16 protein-coding genes and 1 other annotated feature are annotated in these 18093 nt (G+C 39.3%); of the genes, 4 read left to right on the top strand and 12 right to left on the bottom strand.

Annotation, left to right across the window (positions count from 1 at the left end; translation table 11 throughout):
• Positions 1-3 precede the first annotated feature (3 nt).
• On the bottom strand, positions 4-1224 hold the full coding sequence (locus G6R02_RS06745; RefSeq protein ID WP_246202527.1) for a bifunctional folylpolyglutamate synthase/dihydrofolate synthase: 1221 nt from the start codon (positions 1222-1224) through the stop codon (positions 4-6).
• A 153-nt stretch (positions 1225-1377) separates the two neighbouring features.
• On the opposite strand from G6R02_RS06745, the gene G6R02_RS06740 reads away from it, so the two are divergent.
• Positions 1378-2274, top strand: coding sequence for an ATP-grasp domain-containing protein (locus G6R02_RS06740; RefSeq protein WP_164668472.1), 897 nt, complete (start codon positions 1378-1380; stop codon positions 2272-2274).
• A gap of 7 nt (positions 2275-2281) precedes the next feature.
• Positions 2282-3145 carry an ATP-grasp domain-containing protein gene (locus G6R02_RS06735; protein ID WP_164668471.1) on the top strand — a complete coding sequence of 288 codons (864 nt, stop codon included), beginning with the start codon at positions 2282-2284 and terminating at the stop codon, positions 3143-3145.
• Positions 3146-3293: 148 nt separating this feature from the next.
• Here the strand turns inward: G6R02_RS06735 and G6R02_RS06730 are convergent, their stop codons facing one another.
• A complete protein-coding gene (locus tag G6R02_RS06730; protein WP_164668470.1) occupies positions 3294-5939 on the bottom strand; it encodes a valine--tRNA ligase in 2646 nt (881 codons plus the stop codon).
• Between the two features lie 47 nt (positions 5940-5986).
• Positions 5987-6224 (bottom strand) — a binding site (T-box leader).
• 117 nt (positions 6225-6341) lie between these two features.
• Between G6R02_RS06730 and G6R02_RS20050 the strand changes: the two genes are divergently transcribed.
• Entirely contained in the window at positions 6342-6530 is a 189-nt protein-coding gene (locus G6R02_RS20050) for a hypothetical protein (protein WP_246202526.1), read from the top strand.
• Between the two features lie 5 nt (positions 6531-6535).
• Here the strand turns inward: G6R02_RS20050 and G6R02_RS06725 are convergent, their stop codons facing one another.
• The 8 genes from G6R02_RS06725 to hemA all read right to left on the bottom strand — a co-directional run bounded on the left by G6R02_RS06725 (position 6536) and on the right by hemA (position 15390).
• Positions 6536-7537, bottom strand: coding sequence for a protein kinase family protein (locus G6R02_RS06725; protein WP_164668469.1), 1002 nt, complete (start codon positions 7535-7537; stop codon positions 6536-6538).
• An 80-nt stretch (positions 7538-7617) separates the two neighbouring features.
• The gene (spoVID, locus tag G6R02_RS06720) at positions 7618-8628 is read right to left on the bottom strand and encodes a stage VI sporulation protein D (protein ID WP_246202525.1); all 1011 of its coding nucleotides are present in this window, start codon (positions 8626-8628) and stop codon (positions 7618-7620) included.
• A 136-nt stretch (positions 8629-8764) separates the two neighbouring features.
• Complete coding sequence (gene hemL / locus G6R02_RS06715; protein WP_164668467.1) at positions 8765-10054, bottom strand: glutamate-1-semialdehyde 2,1-aminomutase; 1290 nt, start codon at positions 10052-10054, stop codon at positions 8765-8767.
• A gap of 414 nt (positions 10055-10468) precedes the next feature.
• The gene (hemB, locus tag G6R02_RS06710) at positions 10469-11449 is read right to left on the bottom strand and encodes a porphobilinogen synthase (protein ID WP_164668466.1); all 981 of its coding nucleotides are present in this window, start codon (positions 11447-11449) and stop codon (positions 10469-10471) included.
• A 6-nt stretch (positions 11450-11455) separates the two neighbouring features.
• Entirely contained in the window at positions 11456-12229 is a 774-nt protein-coding gene (locus G6R02_RS06705) for a uroporphyrinogen-III synthase (protein ID WP_164668465.1), read from the bottom strand.
• Positions 12229-13158: a hydroxymethylbilane synthase gene (gene hemC, locus G6R02_RS06700; RefSeq protein WP_164668464.1), complete on the bottom strand. Its 930-nt coding sequence runs from the start codon at positions 13156-13158 to the stop codon at positions 12229-12231. Before hemC ends, G6R02_RS06705 begins: the two co-directional genes overlap by 1 nt.
• Before the next feature lie 24 nt (positions 13159-13182).
• Positions 13183-14001 (bottom strand): cytochrome C assembly family protein, encoded by an 819-nt coding sequence (locus G6R02_RS06695; RefSeq protein ID WP_164668463.1) that lies wholly within the window; start codon positions 13999-14001, stop codon positions 13183-13185.
• Positions 14002-14019: 18 nt separating this feature from the next.
• On the bottom strand, positions 14020-15390 hold the full coding sequence (gene hemA / locus G6R02_RS06690; RefSeq protein ID WP_164668462.1) for a glutamyl-tRNA reductase: 1371 nt from the start codon (positions 15388-15390) through the stop codon (positions 14020-14022).
• Positions 15391-15596: 206 nt separating this feature from the next.
• On the opposite strand from hemA, the gene G6R02_RS06685 reads away from it, so the two are divergent.
• Positions 15597-16079 carry a LiaI-LiaF-like domain-containing protein gene (locus G6R02_RS06685; RefSeq protein ID WP_164668461.1) on the top strand — a complete coding sequence of 161 codons (483 nt, stop codon included), beginning with the start codon at positions 15597-15599 and terminating at the stop codon, positions 16077-16079.
• 574 nt (positions 16080-16653) lie between these two features.
• On the opposite strand, the gene G6R02_RS06680 is transcribed toward G6R02_RS06685, so the two are convergent.
• On the bottom strand, positions 16654-17394 hold the full coding sequence (locus tag G6R02_RS06680) for an amino acid ABC transporter ATP-binding protein (RefSeq protein ID WP_164668460.1): 741 nt from the start codon (positions 17392-17394) through the stop codon (positions 16654-16656).
• Between the two features lie 15 nt (positions 17395-17409).
• Positions 17410-18072, bottom strand: coding sequence for an amino acid ABC transporter permease (locus G6R02_RS06675; protein WP_164668459.1), 663 nt, complete (start codon positions 18070-18072; stop codon positions 17410-17412).
• Positions 18073-18093: the final 21 nt, after the last annotated feature.

Genomic DNA, 18093 nt, shown 5'->3' with positions numbered 1-18093 from the left:
TTACTATACTTTATAGCTTGTTTCAAAGTATTTTCTAACTTTTGCAATAAAATTCAGTGATCCGGTTATAAAATAGCACACATCTTTATTTTGACAAGAGATTACCTTGACAGCATGTTCCCAATCATCAATTACGTTTGTATTCTGATGATTTGTTAATTTATGCAGTTCTTCACTGCTGGCTGCCCGGGGATGATCGAATGTCGTTAAAGTAATAGAAGAAAAAGTATTGTCTAATTGATTAAGCATTCGCTTCAGGTCCTTGTCTTTAAATGCAGCAAAAATAAGATGTTTTTCCATGTCTTTATAATTTGTCTCAACAGTTTCTACAAAGGCCTTTATACCAGCTGGATTGTGTGCACCATCTAAAATAATATCGGGATTTTTGTGAATAACTTCGAATCTACCGGGAATTTGCGTATGAAATAAACCTTGCTGAATTTTTTCCAGGCTTAAAATAAAACCATTACCCTGCAATAATTCAAGTGCCATCATTGCTATAGAGGCATTCTTTATTTGATGGCTGCCATTTGCCTGAATGGATATTTTTAAATTCTTCCCGGTACCTGATGCGGTACATACAAAGGTTTGGTGTTTATCACTTACTACTGAGTAATTAAAGGTTTTATTTAGTTCGTATAATGGGGCATTTTTCATAGAAGCTTCATGTGAGATAACTGCCCTGGCAGTTTCACTCATCTCCCCTATAATAGCCGGTCTGTTTGCTTTGATTATCCCTGCTTTGTGATGTGCAATCGATTCAAACGTATCACCTAAAAAAGCAATATGATCCCGCTCGACATTTGTTATAATAGATAATATAGGAAGGAAACAGTTCGTCGTGTCTTGTTTACCTCCCATTCCTGCTTCAATCAATGCAATATCAACATTTTCTGCAAAATACATAAATGCAATCGCAGTAATTATTTCAAATTCAGTAGGATGATTGTTTTCATCATCCAATAGTTGAATGCAGGGAGAGATTTCATTCATATATCTTAGAATATCGGTTTCCGTTATCGTGTTATTATCGATAAAAATATATCCATTTAGACCATCCAGACTGGGGGATGTGAAGACACCGGCACGGTAATTATTAAATAATAATGCATTTTTTATATATTGAATGGTAGATCCTTTTCCGTTTGTCCCGGCAACATGAATAGCTTTGACCTTTTTCTGCGGGTTATCAAGCATCTCAAGCAGTTTATGAATGCGATCCAAGCCGGGTTTCATCCCATGCTTTGTCCTGCTTTGGAAAAATGATTCTACCTGCTGAAAGTTTTCGAACATTCGCTACACCGCTTTTCTTTTAATTTAGCATCTAAATTAGTATATCAATAACAATCAGTAATTGGAATGAAAGGAAGTCGTAAATTGGACCTACATGGATGGATAATATATAACGGGTATTTACCAGGAAATAAATTTCTTGATTTTGCGGAATGGATCCAGGAAGCTGCACATAAGCGAAATATCTCAACATCAATCTATAAAAATAATGAACTTCTTCCCTTGCTGTCAACCGGGGAACTTGAACTACTTAATTCGCAGCAGACAAAGAAGCCTGATTTTGTTGTATTTACCGATAAGGATATCTATCTTGCAAAACAGCTTGAACTAATGGGGATTCCAGTATTTAACAATGCTGAATCAATTGAGAAAAGTGATGATAAAATTGCGACTTATCAAATGCTGGCGGCAGAAAAACTGCCCGTTCCTAAAACAATTATTGCACCAAAAATTTTTGCAAAAACATCACAATTCAATCCGAAAGACTTTCAAAATGCGACAGAGGACCTTGGTTTCCCGATGATTATTAAAGAAGCATTTGGTTCATTTGGTGAACAGGTTTATCTTGTACATACGATTGAAGAGATGTTTGCAAAAGTCCGTGAACTTCACGGAAAACCATTTATGCTGCAGGAGTATGTTCATTCAAGCCACGGAACGGATATGCGTCTGCATGTTGTTGGTAACCATGTAGTGGCAGCGATGACACGCCATGCCTCAAATGACTTCCGGGCAAATGTTACTGCCGGCGGAACGATGAAGAAATATCAGCCTTCCATCGAAGAAAAGAATATTGCTGTTGCTGCAGCAAAAGCAATTGGTACGGATTTTGCTGGCGTAGATTTACTATTTGGTCCAAACAACACGCCAATTATCTGTGAAGTGAATTCAAATGCTCACATACGAAATATGTTTGATTGTACAGGCATCAATGTGGCTGATTATATGATTGATTACATATTGAAAAAGATAGGAAAGTGAGGTCCATATGAATCAAAGAGGCTGGTTAATTTATAGCCGGGAAGATGCAGAAACGAACAAATCCTATATCGACTGGTTTATCGATGAGGCACGATTACAGGGCATTTCACTTGAACTGGTTTTACGGGAAGAACTGACAGTGGGGATTATACAAAACAAACAAACAATATTCCATAAAAATTTGATTGTTCAGCTTCCGGATTTTGCTGTTATCAGAACAATTGAACCATTGCTGAACAAATTGCTGGAATCAATGGGAATCTCTGTTTACAACTCGTCTTCCATCTCAAGCTTTTGCAATAATAAAGCATTAACACATTTTCACATAAATAAGCTTTCCATCCCCATGGTTGATACGATTTTTGTTAAAAGAAAAAATCTGTTGTTGACTCCTCCAATGGATTTTCCGTTCGTTGTTAAAGAAAATGACGGCAGGGGTGGCAACCAAGTATATTTAATCAACAATCAGCAGGAATGGAAAAAATATTTTGCTGATGTTTCCGCACAGGAATTAATTATTCAGTCAACGAAAAATGTGCAGCTTGGAAAGGATGTCAGAGTTTTTGTAGTAGGAAATAAGATAATCGGTGCTGTACTCAGGGAAAGCAAGTCTGATTTCCGTTCAAATTATAAATTGGGTGGTTCGGCAACATGGTACTCCCTAAATCATTGCGAAAAAAAATTGATAAATAGAATAATTCAGGAATTTGATTTTGGTATGGTCGGGGTTGACTTTCTGATTGATAACAATGGCGGGATGCTTTTTAATGAAATAGAAGATGTTGTTGGATCCAGAACATTGAGTGCTGTAAGTGATAAAAATATTTTAGCTGAATACGTTGCATATATAAAAAGGAGCGGGAATATGTAAACCTCGCTCCTTTTAGGCTCTTTTGTATAGTTTGTTGCTATCTGCCCCCGCAGCCCTTATACAGTTCGCTTTCCGGAGGCGGCTTGTGAGGGATTTTAAGCTTAAATATTTCTTCTCAAACCATAATCTTTTAGGAATCAAACTATATTTAAGACTTCAACTCTTCCAGACGTGCTTTAACTTTGGACTGTTTATCCAAATAGTCTTTCTCCTTCTGCTTTTCCTCGTCAACTACTGCTGCCGGAGCTTTATTCACAAAACCTTCATTGGCAAGCTTCTTCTGTACCCGCTCAACCTCTTTTGTCCATTTATCAAGTTCCTTTTCCAAACGATTGATTTCTTTATCAAAATCAATCAGGCCTTCTAGCGGCAGGAATAGCTCAGCTCCGGTTATAACCGCTGACATTGCTTTTTCCGGCACGTCAATATCCGTATCAATGATTAACTCACTCGGATTACAGAAGCGCTCAAGGTAGTTACGGTTATTTTCTAATTCAACAGTGATTTCTGCATTCTCGGTTTGTATTAAAAGCTTAACCTGTTTGGACATCGGTGTATCCACTTCAGCACGAATGTTTCGTACGGCCTTAATAATGGAAACAAGTCGCTTCATTTCAGCTGATGCTGATTCATCATGAAATTCCTGTCTTACCTGTGGCCAGGCTGCAACAGTGATGGACTCCCCTTTATGCGGAAGCTGCTGCCAGATTTCCTCCGTAATAAACGGCATATACGGATGAAGCATACGCATCGTCTGGTCCAAAACATGGGCAAGAACTGATCGTGTTGTTTGTTTCTGTTCCTCGTCTTCACCATATAAAGGAAGTTTTGCCATTTCGATATACCAGTCACACAGTTCATCCCAAATGAAGTTGTACAGATGGCGTCCCGCTTCACCAAACTCGTATTTATTCGTATTTCTGGTTACCTGTTCAATCGTTTCATTTAAACGAGTCAGAATCCACTTATCTGCCAGCGATTTTTCACGTGATAAATCAATATCTTCATAAGTAAATCCTTCCATGTTCATCAATGAAAAGCGTGATGCGTTCCACACCTTGTTTGCGAAATTCCATGTTGCTTCAACTTTTTCCCAATGGAACCGTAAATCCTGTCCTGGAGTAGAACCAGTCAATAGAAAATAGCGAAGTGAGTCAGCTCCGTATTTTTCAATAACATCCATTGGATCGACACCATTACCGAGTGACTTACTCATTTTGCGCCCCTCAGCATCCCGGATTAATCCATGAATTAACACATCTTTAAATGGCCGCTTATCAGTGAATTGTTTTGACTGAAATATCATGCGGGCAACCCAGAAAAAGATAATATCATAACCTGTTACCAATACATCAGTCGGGAAGTACCGCTTGAAATCCTCTGCATCAAGATCCGGCCATCCCATTGTTGAAAATGGCCATAATGCGGATGAGAACCATGTATCCAGAACATCTTCATCCTGCTCCCAGTTTTCGATATCAGCAGGTGCTTCCTTGCCTACATAGACTTCACCGGTTTCTTTATGATACCAGGCTGGGATGCGATGTCCCCACCACAGCTGTCTGGAAATACACCAGTCACGTATATTTTCCATCCAATGAAGATATGTCCTTTCAAACCGGTCAGGTACAAAATTTACTTTACCATCACTGTTTTGCAATTCGATTGATGCATCTGCAAGCGGCTGCATATTAACAAACCATTGTGTTGATAAATATGGTTCGACAACAGCTCCACTGCGCTCTGAATGGCCTACCTGATGCGTGTGATCTTCAATTTCAAATAAAACGCCCTGGTCCTGCAAATCTTTTACAATCTGCTTACGGCACTCAAAACGGTCCAGACCCTTGTATTTACCGGCGTTTTCATTCATTGAGCCGTCTTCATTCATAACGAGAATCCGTTCCAGATTATGCCGGTTGCCAATTTCAAAGTCGTTCGGGTCATGTGCTGGTGTAATTTTAACGGCACCAGAACCCATTTCCATGTCCACATACTCATCCGCTACAATTTCCATTTCACGGCCGACAATTGGAAGCACAACCGTTTTACCAATCAGATGTTTATAACGGTCATCTTCCGGATGAACTGCAACCGCAGTATCCCCAAGCATCGTTTCCGGACGGGTTGTTGCGATTTCAATCGTTTCATCACTATCTTTAATCGGATAGCGCATGTGATAAAATTTACCTTGCACCTCTTCATAAACAACTTCAATATCGGAAAGTGCAGTCTTTGTAGCAGGATCCCAGTTGATAATGTATTCGCCGCGATAAATTAATCCTTTTTCATATAATGTCACAAAAACTTCCCGAACAGCATCAGATAAGCCATCATCCATTGTAAAACGTTCACGGGAATAATCAAGTCCCAGGCCAAGCTTCTCCCATTGGGAACGAATAAAATCAGCATATTCTTCCTTCCAGTCCCAAACGGTATCAAGAAACTTTTCCCGGCCTAAATCATAACGGTTCTTGCCCTGTTCCTTCAATTTAGCTTCAACTTTTGCCTGTGTTGCAATCCCCGCGTGGTCCATTCCCGGCAGCCATAATACGTCATATCCCTGCATCCGTTTCATTCGGGAGATCGTATCCTGCATCGTTGTATCCCAAGCATGTCCTAAATGGAGTTTTCCGGTTACATTTGGTGGTGGAATCACAATCGTAAATGGTTCCTTTTCATCATCTCCGGTAGCTTCAAAAAACTTGCCATTGACCCAAAATCGATACCGGTCTTTCTCAATGTTCTGTGGATTGTATTTTGATGACATCGACAATTTAGATTCATCACTCATTTGTTTTTTCCTCCTTCTGTAAAAATTAAAAAAATCCTTTCCATCCAAAAAAGGACGAAAAGGATATTATTCCGTGGTACCACCTTTGTTCACAGATAGCGGTCTGTGCACTTCATTCATGGATAACGGCCAACAGCCGGCTCTCTCCTACTTTTTAAAACCAATGTTCAAAGAGGCTGCGTCAAGGGCGACCTTCCAAAATAATTTAACCTGGGAAACTTTCACCACGTGTTTCCCTCTCTCCTGAGGCAACTATTCTGTACTCTTCCCTCTCACTGCATTTTAATATTAATTATCATTTTATCGATAACGCCAAATAAAATCAACTATTAATTTATGAATTGCACAAAACACAGGTATATATACATACTATATTAAAAAAACAACTTTGAGGTGATAAGTATGGCCAGATACTACCGATACCGACTGCCTCCCTGGGCACGCAATTGTATTATTGTGATTGAAAAATGTACCTTGCCAATATTAATATTTCAATTAATTCGTACGTTATTATTCCCGACTTCATTGGATGTATTTCTCCTTGGGATACTCGTCGGAATATTTATTGCATTTTATTTGGAATGGATTTAACTTTCCTAATTATCTTCTGTGGATGATGAAATAAGTTCCTTTTCAATATAATCAGACCATTTAAGACCCATGTGCAGTTGGCGTGAAACTTGTTGCAACGCGATTGTCTGATTAATCATTGTATCGTTAGCAGGATTATCGGAATAAGCCTCGATTAAATTTATGTACGAAAACGGATCCAATAGATAAATTGCAAGAAGGTGGAGTTCACTTTTTGTCAGTTCATTCTTACTCATGTATGCCGAAAAGGCTTCAGTTAACTGTTCAGGTGTTCGGTCGTAATAGCGGACCTGCTGTTTCATAAATACCGATAGATCCATAACAGCATTATCAAATTTTGCCTTTTCCCAGTTGATTATATACGTGTAGTTATGTTGGATTAAATGAGATAAGTTCAGATTACCGTGACAGAGGCTGTAATTCCACTCATTTTCCTCAACCGCTTTAATAAATTGTTCAATATGGTTATTCAGCACGAAGAGAACCTGATCCATCAGTCTATATTGCGTACATGCCAGTAGTTCGAAGGGTGACATAAAACGATTTTTTTCAAATAACTCAACATAATATAACGATTGTGCCCGTAAATTTGCACAGGCCTTCTGATACTCGGTAAAGCTGTTTATTGCAGATTCTGTTTGGATGCTTTGTGTCCGCTTTGTATTAGCATGAATCCCGCCAATTGTATCATATAAAGTTTTAATTGCTTCCTTTTCACTTATTTCCATTGATGGGATCCATGGTGTCAAATAGTAATATGTCTGCTTATGAAATGTATATAAACGGGAATTCTTTGTTAAATATACTGGTAAAATACCTGTAAGATTCTGGGAATATGCCTGATGAAACACATACTCCCAGGCCTCCAATTCTTTTTCAGTAAGTTTGCTTTCTTTTAATGCATACTCATAGTTACCATCACTTACTCGAAAAACCCGTTTGGAAATCTGATCAACTTTAAATGGCCTGATTCCATACGCCCAAGCTATTTTATTTATCCTTTCCAACTGATTCACACCACCTTTTTTCCAGCAACTATTAGTAAAATGAACCCCTTACTGTTAGAGCAAGGGGTTTACTTGTCAGGCTATTGTTTTTTCTTGTATGGAATATATAATAATTGACCCTCTTCCAGGCTGTCGTTTGATAAATGATTCTGATTCACAAGTTGTAACGGTGATATTTCGTAACGGTCAGCAATCGACTCCACGGTATCCGAATCCTGAACGATGCATAAACGCATTTGTGCATAGCTTTCATCATCATCACTCCGGAACATGTCCGCTAAATACCGGACATCTTCCATTTGATTATCATCACTTTCATAATAATCAACAGATTCATAGTCGTTGTCGTAATCCTGCATTGATGGAGATTCCTCCTCAGGACTTTCTTCTGGTTTATCTTTAGCGAAAAATTCGGCGAGTGACTGTGACTTCTTAGTTTTCCACAGTACCCTTTCCTCCGATTCATCATCGTCTGATTCGTCATTACCGGTATCGATTTCCGGTGGCAGGACAGGTGTTATTTCCGGATTAACCATTTCATCTGTGTTCTGTGTTTCCTTTTCAGCTTTTACATCAAATGAAAAACTTTCCTCTCCCCTCGGCATAAATACAGTTTCATTATCTGCCCCTAATTCAGGTGTCACCTCAGACTGATCACTGATTCCGCTTATTTCAATAGTAGAACTCAGTTTCAGCTGACTCTGATTTGGTATTTCATAATCAAATGATTCAATGTTTACCGTTACATCATTTAAATCGGAAACACGATAAGTCGGAACAGATATCTCCACCGGGAACCGATGGATAAACTCTGATTGACCATTGTCCATTTCTAATACTTTTTCGACATACCGTCTTGAATGGTAATCATCAAAATCGAGTGTATCCTCATCATCCGGATTTGCAAACTGCTCCTTTTGATAAGTACCGCGGAGTTCAATAACTCCTCTAATTGAAATATAGTCATTGAATGGCTGGATAGAAATTTCCGGGTCCAATGAAATTCCTACCATTTCGGCAACTTCCTGTCCTCTTTCAAAATAAAGCGACTCATTCAAATCAAAACTGAACACTTCACGATCGTTGGACAAATGACTTCCTCCCCTCAACACATATTCCATTTATACGCCTTATTTCAACTATATGAAACACAAACAAAGGATATGCTTATACCATCTAAAAAAGCTATTCCTGTAATAACAGGAATAGCTTCAGAAATATTATTTATTACTTTTCAATTTTTGAAAAGGCAGTGCGCACTGCCTGAATTGTTTTTTCAATATCCTCGTCAGTGTGAGCAGTTGACATAAATACTCCCTCAAACTGGGATGGTGGCAAAAAGACACCTTCTTCAATCATTGCCCGATAATATTGTGCAAAATAATCGACATTCGCATTTTGCGCTGTTTCATAATTAATTACCGGCTCATTAGTGAAGAAAAAGCCGACCATCGAACCTGCACGATTTATCTGGAGTGGGATATCAAAATCAATTGCTGCTTGTTTGTATCCTTCCACGAGTTTATCCACTTTAGCATTAATATCTTCATATGAAGACTCATCCAATGCATTTAATGTTTCATATCCAGCTGTCATTGCCAGTGGATTACCGGACAATGTTCCAGCCTGATAAATTGACCCTGTTGGTGCGACCCGTTCCATAATTTCACGTTTTCCGCCATATGCACCTACTGGAAGGCCACCGCCAATTACTTTACCAAGACACGTTAAATCAGGAGTGACGCCGAAATAACCCTGTGCACAATTATAACCAACGCGGAACCCGGTCATAACTTCATCAAAAATAAGCACGGATGCATAATCATTTGTTAGTTGTCTTAATTCATGCAAGAAGTCTTCCTGCGGTGGTACAACACCCATATTTCCAGATACAGGTTCAACGATGACCGCAGCAATATCATTACCATAATTCTCAAATGCGTATCGTACACTTTCAACATCATTGTATGGTACGGTAATTGTATTTTGGGCAATCGATTCAGGAACTCCCGGACTGTCAGGAAGACCCAGAGTAGCAACACCGGATCCGGCTTTAATAAGCAATGAATCTCCATGCCCATGATAATTTCCTTCAAATTTTAATATTTTGTCCCGACCTGTATATCCGCGGGCAAGGCGTAACGCACTCATTGTAGCTTCTGTCCCTGAGTTGACCATACGTACCATTTCAATTGATGGGACCCGGTCAACAACCATTTGTGTTAACTTATTTTCCAATAATGTTGGTGCACCAAAACTTGTTCCTTTTGCTGCCGCTTCCTGTAAACTGGATACAACCCGATCATCAGCATGCCCAAGAATCAGAGGCCCCCAGCTCAGCACATAATCAATGTATTCATTGCCATCAATATCTGTAATTTTCGATCCTTTGCCGGACTCCATAAAAATTGGTGACATACCGACAGATTTGAATGCCCGGACAGGCGAGTTAACGCCACCTGGCATCAGGTCAACCGCTTCTTTGTACGCATCCTCTGACTTGTTAAAGTTTGCCACAATCAATCACCTCATCTTTAAAATTTATTCATTATGTTAAATCGAATAGATTAATGCCGTGAAATATACCTTTTTCATAAACTGCGAACCAGTATAATTTAGTAATGCTCTCTAACCACCGCAGCTGGTTTGGTGGTTAATATTCTTCAAGAAAAAAATGTTGTTAACTTACCAAAATATATCGTGCAATTCTCAGCGGAGGAAATACACGGAGACTCCTGTGGGAGCAGAGGCCTAGATGAGACTCCGCAGTGACGGAGGAGCAAGGAGGCTCATCAGCCGCCCACGGAAAGCGAAGTGTATTTCCGGAGCGGTGTTATTCCACTCAACCTTTTTCAGAATACTTCCAGTTTCCGTCAACTGCCCTTGTTAATGCTCATAACCGCTAAACAGTTTTGACATTTATTTTAAATCCTACTCATTAAGCCATCTTGCAACATCTTTGGCAAAATAGGAAATGATTAGGTCTGCTCCTGCGCGTTTCATTGCTGTAAGTTTTTCAAGTACTAATTCTTTTTCATTAATCCATCCGTTTTGTGCAGCTGCTTTTACCATGGAGTACTCACCACTTACATTATATGCGACTACAGGTGCTTTAAAATTATTCTTCACATCACGGACAATATCCAAATAGGACATCGCTGGTTTAACAATCAGGAAATCTGCACCTTCTTCAACATCCGATTCCGCTTCTCGCAAGGCTTCCATACGATTAGATGGATCCATCTGGTAGGTTTTACGGTCACCAAATTGTGGTGTGCTGTCAGCAGCATCACGGAATGGTCCGTAAAAGGCTGATGCATATTTGACTGCGTATGACATGATCGGGATATTCGTATACCCTGCTTCGTCCAGCGCTTGCCTGATAACCGCTACAAATCCGTCCATCATGTTGGATGGTGCGATAATATCTGCTCCCGCATCTGCCTGGGATACTGCAGTTTTAGCTAATAACTTTAGTGATTCATCATTATCGACGTCATGGTTATGAATAACTCCGCAATGACCATGGGACGTATATTCACACAGGCATGTATCTGCAACGACAAGCATTTCCGGTACTTCTTTCTTAATAAGGCGGGTTGCTTCCTGTACAATCCCGGTTTCAATGAAAGCGCCACTTCCTTGCTCATCTTTCTCATCAGGAACCCCGAAGACCATAACGGCTTTTATCCCGAGTGAAAGTAAATCTTCCATTTCTTTTTTTATATGGTCGAGTGAAATTTGAAAAACACCCGGCATGGAAGGAACTTCATTCTTTTTGTTTTCCCCTTCAACAATAAAGATCGGGTAAATGAAATCATCCATTCGAAGATGATTTTCACGTACCAGCGAGCGCATTGCCGCAGAAGAACGTAATCGGCGGTGTCGTTTAAAGTTCTGTCCAGCTTCCATAAATACCTACCCTCTTTCATTTAAGTAATTGCTTATTTCATTGAGCATCCCATCAATTGTAAAGTTTTCTGGTGTCAATGTATGTTTTATGCCAAGTTCAGCTGCTCGTTCACTTGTTGTCGTACCTATACAAACAAATTCCGGATAGCTTGTGATCTGATTTTTTTTCATTTCAAAAAATGCTTCGACGGTTGATGGGCTTGTAAATGTAATAAAGTCAAGCTTCTCGCGTTGTATTACCCGGTTTAATTCAGTCTCAGCCTGAAAATTATACGCTGTTTCATATACTTCCAATTGATCAAATGTAATTTCCAGTTCGTTAAACCAGACAGGAAGCACATCTCTGGATCTATTTCCACGGATAAGCAGAATCGGTTCTTCCATTTTGGAATGATTAGCGGTAAATTCATTTGCCATCACTTCAGCATTATACGTTGATGGAATAAAATGCGCTTCATATCCATGGTCGCTCAAACAGCTGGCAGTTTTATGGCCAACTGCAGCTAATTTGCATTCCGACAAAACGTCACTCGTACATTTGTATTTTTTGGCAAGCTTAAAAAAACATTCCACACCGTTTGCGCTTGTGAAAAACACCCATTTATACCGATGTAAATTCATAAAGACTTGTCTTTTATCGGGAATATCCTTACATGAAATTCGCAAAAGTGGTACTTCGACAGGTGTTCCACCGTATTGTAATACCTTTTCGGAAAATTCCTTTGCCTGCTTTTCCTCACGGGTAATCAGAATCTTTTTTCCATGTAAAGTGACTGACATCAGTCGTCTAACTCCTCTTTTACATCATCAACAATATCTTTTGCACCCTGATTAATCAATCGTTCGGCAGCTTCTGTACCAACTGCTTTCGAATCGTTGCCGCGTACGGTTTCTTTTAAAATGGTTTTACCGTCCGGTGTACCAACAAATGCAGTCAGCACAACTTCATCATTATCCAGATGGGCATAGCCGCCGATCGGAACCTGGCAGCCACCTTCAAGTAGATGCATAAATGTTCGCTCCGCAGTAACCGTTTTAGTTGTCCTGAGATCACTTATCTTATCCAATAAATTACGGAGTTCATGGTCATCCTCACGGCACTCGATGGCTAAAGCCCCCTGGCCTACTGCGGGAACACACACGTCAGGCTCCAAGTATTCTGTGATAAGTTCTTCACTTAACCCTACTCGCTTAAGTCCTGACACTGCCAAAATAATCGCATCATAATCTTCCTCGTTCAATTTTCGAATTCGTGTTTCAATATTTCCGCGAATCCATTTAATTTGAACGTCAGGACGTTCAGCTAATATTTGTGCTTTTCTGCGCAGACTGCTTGTACCAACAATAGCCCCTTCAGGCAAATCTTTTAAAGCAATATTGTTTTTGGCAATATAAGCATCCCGGTGATCTTCCCTATCAGGAATGGTGGAAATCACAAGTCCCTCTGGCATTTCTGAAGGCATGTCCTTCATACTATGTACAGCAAAGTCAATCTCTTTATCATACATTGCTTGTTCAATCTCTTTAACGAAGAGTCCCTTACCACCAACCTTTGATAAGGTTACATCAAGAATGCGGTCCCCTTTTGTCATGATTTTTTTTACTTCTATCTCATTTTCAAGACCAGCTTCTTTCAACTGGTCAATTACCCACTCTGTCTGGGTTAATGCGAGATTACTTTTTCTTGACCCAACAACAATTTTGCGCATTTTGGCATCCTCCTAAATATACTGTTAAAAATGAAAGTTTGATAATATGCTAAACAAAAAGAAATTAATCAGTAACACAAGAAAAGCAGCAATATTATAAACAGATATTGATTTTCCACTATAGCCTTTTACTAAACGCAACAGTAAATAAATGATATAAACGATTAATACAAGTATGGAACCAATCGTCTTCAAATCAAACCAATAAAACTCGGCATTGGCGGCATAGGCCCATACGACCCCCATTATAATTGCAATCGTTAATAATGGGACACCCAATGTAATTGTTTTAAAAGAATATAAATCAAGCTTATTTAAATCACCAAATCTCCAAATCCAGTCCAGTCCTTTTTTCTCTTTTAAAAATCGGTATTGAACGATATACATAATGGAAAAAAGAAAAGCAACGGTAAAGAAACCATAAGAAACTATCGCCAGCGTTATATGTGTTATCAATATTTCGTTTACCAATTGTATTCCCTGTCCATGAAGATGTTCCTGTGCCCCGGTTGAAATATACAGCAGCAGAATAAAGAAACCTACTAAATTGGTGAAAAAAAGAATAAAATGGATGCGAAAGAGTTTATTAATAATCAATGAAAAAGAAATCAGCACCCATGCATAGAAAGATAAGCCGTCATATAACGTTAATACCGGGAAACTTTTCTCAATAAATATCTGGTTCAGAATAAAAACGGTTTGGATAAGCCAGACCATACTAAGTAACCAGAAGGCGATTGCGTTTGCCCTCCGGTTACTCTGAATAAAATCAATGAAGTATCCAATCAGACTCAATCCATAGATAATAAGTATGATTTCATAAAGCCATTTCGCTTCAATCATAATAGAAATCCTTTCATCTTACTGTGGTGATGTTAAAGGAATGGATACTTTTTTATTTTTATTTTGTTTTGAGTTTGCTGCAGTCGGATTTTTTTTTGCCTGTTTTACCAACTCAGTCTGTACTTCACTTTCGATGCCAAATATATCAATAAACAGCTGAAGTGATTCCTCACTGTTTTCAACTGCTGCCAATTCTTTAACCTGTGTTATTGGCTCTTTTAAAAGTTGATTAATAATACTTTTCGTATGTTTATTAAGTACTTTCTTCTCACGAGCAGTCAGATCAGGCATCTTTCGTTCAATGCTCTTCATTGTTTCACCCTGAATGGAGAGCGCTTTTTGACGAAGTGCCGAAATAACCGGTACAACTCCAAGTGTTTGCAACCATTCGTTGAAAGTAACAATTTCACCTTCAAGCATTATTTCGATATTTTCAGCAGCTGCTTTTCTGGCTGACAGATTTTTATCAACAATGTGCTGCAGGTCATCAATATCATATAAGAAAACACTGTCCAATTCCTCTATTTTAGGGTCCAGGTCTCTCGGAACAGCAATATCCACAAGGAACAATGGACTGCCTTTACGTTTCTTTTGAATTGGTTCAAGTTTTTCTTTCGTCAATACAACTGAATCTGACCCGGTTGAACTGATGAGAATATCTGCTTCATGCAACAGATTATCCAGATGATCAATAGGTTCTGCTTTTGCCTGAAACGTTTCAGCGAGTTCTTCCGCTTTTTCATATGTGCGGTTTACAACCGTAATTTTCGATGCTCCTGAACCATGCAGGTTTTTAGCAGCAAGCTCTCCCATTTTACCGGCACCAAGTATGACAACATGTTTCTCTTCCAAATCGCCGAATATTTTTTTAGCAAGTTCAACAGCCGCATAGCTGACAGATACTGCATGCTCACCTATAGCTGTATCCTTATGTGCCCGTTTTGCAAAGGTGATTGCCTGCTTAAATAACTCATTAAACACAGTTCCGGTAGTTTGCATCTTCTGCGCTGTTGAAAATGACTGTTTCACCTGACCCAATATCTGTGTCTCACCTAAAATCATGGAATCAAGGCCGGTTGACACACGCAGTAAATGTTCTATCGCTCCGTCACTTTCAGCTATTCGCAAATAGGAAGAAAGATCTTCTTTATCGACCTGAAACCAGTCGGCAAGAAATTGTTTTATATAATAACGTCCCGTATGAACCTGATCAACCACCGCATATACTTCTGTACGATTACATGTCGAGACAATCACATTTTCCAGAATACTTTTCTTGTCTTTTAATTGAAACATGGCCTGATCAAGGCTATCCTCTGAAAAAGTAAGTTGTTCCCTTATTTCTAATGGGGTTGATTTATAATTCAATCCAACTTTCAGTATGTGCAAGGTAACTACCCCCAAGATGCTTTAAACATTCAGATTAATTATAACATGGACAAATCAGTACATTTTTTGAAAATGTGAACAGATTTTGAAACAATATTATAGGTTATTCGTATTATTGTATTATAACTCGTTTGTACTTTATCATACGAGTATGTAAGAAGCAAGAATTCAGCCCAATTCGTTGAATCATGAAAGAAGGGAAATTAGTGAAACGGCAAAATTCATTTGCAGCATATATTTTAATTGGAATTGGGGTTTATTTTCTGTTACGAGAATTGAAAATTCCCATTATAACTGATTTTTATTCATGGCCTACATTACTTATTATCATTGGACTCGCATTACTTATTCATAGTTACACATCAAAAGATTACCAGCACCTGTTTAGCGGTACAATTGTACTAGGTCTGGGAATTCATTTCCATGGACTGAGTCACTACGGCTTTTGGATTGACCATTGGGCGGTTTATCCGATGATTGTTGGGATTGCTTTTATTGTTCGTGGTCTTCGGACGAAGAAAGGCTTTCTTGCGGGAGTGCTGGTAACAGTGATTTCGATATTATTGATCTTTTCCGTCCGACTCCCCGCTACATTTAGCTGGATTTACGACTTAACCGCTCTTCTGGAAAGGTTTTGGCCGCTTATACTCATTGGAATAGGTATTTATTGGTTAAAAAGGAAAAAATAATCCTTCCTTTGTGGGAGGATTATTTTTTGCAGGTTGATTTCCAAAGATTCCTGCCATTTGCTTCAACTTAAAGAATAAAACTTTCAACAGTTTCTATAAAGTGCGACGCAACCGCAGGAATGCTTTTATACGTTCATTTCTCCCCCACCGTCCGGGATCGCTTCGGGCGGATGCTTTCACATCTCTGGGTAACAAGGCGACATCTGCTCAAAAAGTTCGTTTTCGCAGTGTCTTCTTAGCCGCGGGCGAGTACCGAGCCTCCTCAGCTCGTACCTCGCTCCCGAGTCTCGCCTAGCTTGTTCTTCCCGCAGGAGTCTCGCATATTCCAGCTCCTGTTTTTAATGATATTTTTATTTATTATGAGCAAAATACAGCGGAGGAAATACACGAAGACTCCTGTGGGAGGAAAGGCCTGGGTGAGACCATTGAGTGCGTAAGCACGAAGAGGGCCGGGCAGCCGTCCACGGAAAGCGAAGTGTATTTCCGCAGCGGTGTTATAGCACTCGATCTTCTTTTACTTCGCATTTTATATCAACTGCGGTGAGAAAACTAAAAAAAGATAATGTTCTTTATACTATAATATCGAACTCAAAAAAGCTTGTGTGCGTTCTTCTTTTGGATTATCAAACAGTTCACCAGGTGGTCCGTATTCGACTATCTTGCCATCATGCATATAAACTACTGAATCACCGACTTCACGCGCAAAGCCCATTTCATGCGTGACGACAACCATTGTCATCCCTTCATCTGCCAGCTCTTTCATCGTGGATAGTACTTCTCCGACAAGCTCAGGGTCAAGTGCTGACGTTGGTTCATCAAAAAGCATAACATCGGGTTTCATTGCCAATGCCCGGGCAATGGCAACGCGTTGTTTCTGGCCACCGGATAATGTCGATGGATATACATCATATTTATCACCTAAACCGACTTTGTCCAGTAATTCTTTTCCTTCTTTAATAGCCTGATCTTTTTTTATTCCTTTCACCTGTGTTGGTGCCTCGATAACATTTCCGATAACCGTTTTATGCGGGAAAAGGTTAAAATGCTGAAATACCATGCCGACACGTTCCCTTACTTTGTTTAAGTCATGGGTATCTGCCTCAATTTGTTCACCTTCAATAATAACGTTCCCGCTGTTTTTCATCTCCAGAAAGTTTAAACAACGAAGCAATGTACTCTTCCCGGATCCACTTGCACCGATCAGTACAACAACATCACTTTCATGAACAGTTAAGTCTATATCCTTTAAAACATGTAAATCACCAAATGATTTATTCAACTTCTCAACCCGGATCATTTCCTGGTTTTCACTCATGTTAAACCTCCTCGCTTAATCACTTTGAGCCAATTTCTTCTCAAGCATATTCACTAATAATGTAAGAATCAATACAATGAACAGGTAATAAACTGCTACGGTTAGATAATACGGAAGGTAGTCGAAGTTATTCGAGCCCTGGGTACTGGCAACACCGAATAATTCCTGCATACCGATGAATGAAACAAGTGAGGAGTCCTTAATACCAATAATAAATTGGTTACCAAGCGATGGTACCGCCCTTCGAAATGCCTGTGGCAAAATGATTCTTCGCATTGTAAGCCCTTTTGTCATCCCCAGCGTACGACCAGCCTCTCGCTGCCCTTTATCAATGGATTGAATTGCACCACGAATAATTTCGGCAATATAAGCACCACTATGAAATGCAAGTCCGGCTACTCCTGCCCAGAACATAGGAATAAGGACAATTTCCACCAGACCATAATACAGGACAAATATTTGCACAATCAACGGTGTTCCACGAACCAGCCAAATATATGCATCTGCTATCCATTCCAAAATTTTTATATTTGAGATTTTAAGTATCGCAAAAAACAGACCGATTATAAATGCAATTACCAATGAGGCGGCTGATAAAAGAAATGTCAGCCAAAGCCCATTTAAAAATAAATCAAAACTTCCCGTAAATACTTCAAAAAAATGTGTGATTGCAGACAATAAATTTCAACTCCTTTTAAG

Source organism: Virgibacillus doumboii (genome assembly GCF_902806455.1).
Lineage (GTDB): Bacteria > Bacillota > Bacilli > Bacillales > Amphibacillaceae > Lentibacillus > Lentibacillus doumboii.
This window is presented reverse-complemented; position numbering and strand designations above follow the sequence as displayed.

What these genes read in the sequence shown, in the direction of transcription:
- G6R02_RS06705 (WP_164668465.1), bottom strand. Translation starts at nt 12,229, where the DNA reads ATGTCAGTCACTTTACATGGAAAAAAGATTCTGATTACCCGTGAGGAA.
- G6R02_RS20050 (WP_246202526.1), top strand. Translation starts at nt 6,342, where the DNA reads ATGGCCAGATACTACCGATACCGACTGCCTCCCTGGGCACGCAATTGT.
- G6R02_RS06680 (WP_164668460.1), bottom strand. Translation starts at nt 17,394, where the DNA reads ATGAGTGAAAACCAGGAAATGATCCGGGTTGAGAAGTTGAATAAATCA.
- G6R02_RS06695 (WP_164668463.1), bottom strand. Translation starts at nt 14,001, where the DNA reads ATGATTGAAGCGAAATGGCTTTATGAAATCATACTTATTATCTATGGA.
- G6R02_RS06730 (WP_164668470.1), bottom strand. Translation starts at nt 5,939, where the DNA reads ATGAGTGATGAATCTAAATTGTCGATGTCATCAAAATACAATCCACAG.
- hemB (WP_164668466.1), bottom strand. Translation starts at nt 11,449, where the DNA reads ATGGAAGCTGGACAGAACTTTAAACGACACCGCCGATTACGTTCTTCT.
- G6R02_RS06735 (WP_164668471.1), top strand. Translation starts at nt 2,282, where the DNA reads ATGAATCAAAGAGGCTGGTTAATTTATAGCCGGGAAGATGCAGAAACG.
- hemC (WP_164668464.1), bottom strand. Translation starts at nt 13,158, where the DNA reads ATGCGCAAAATTGTTGTTGGGTCAAGAAAAAGTAATCTCGCATTAACC.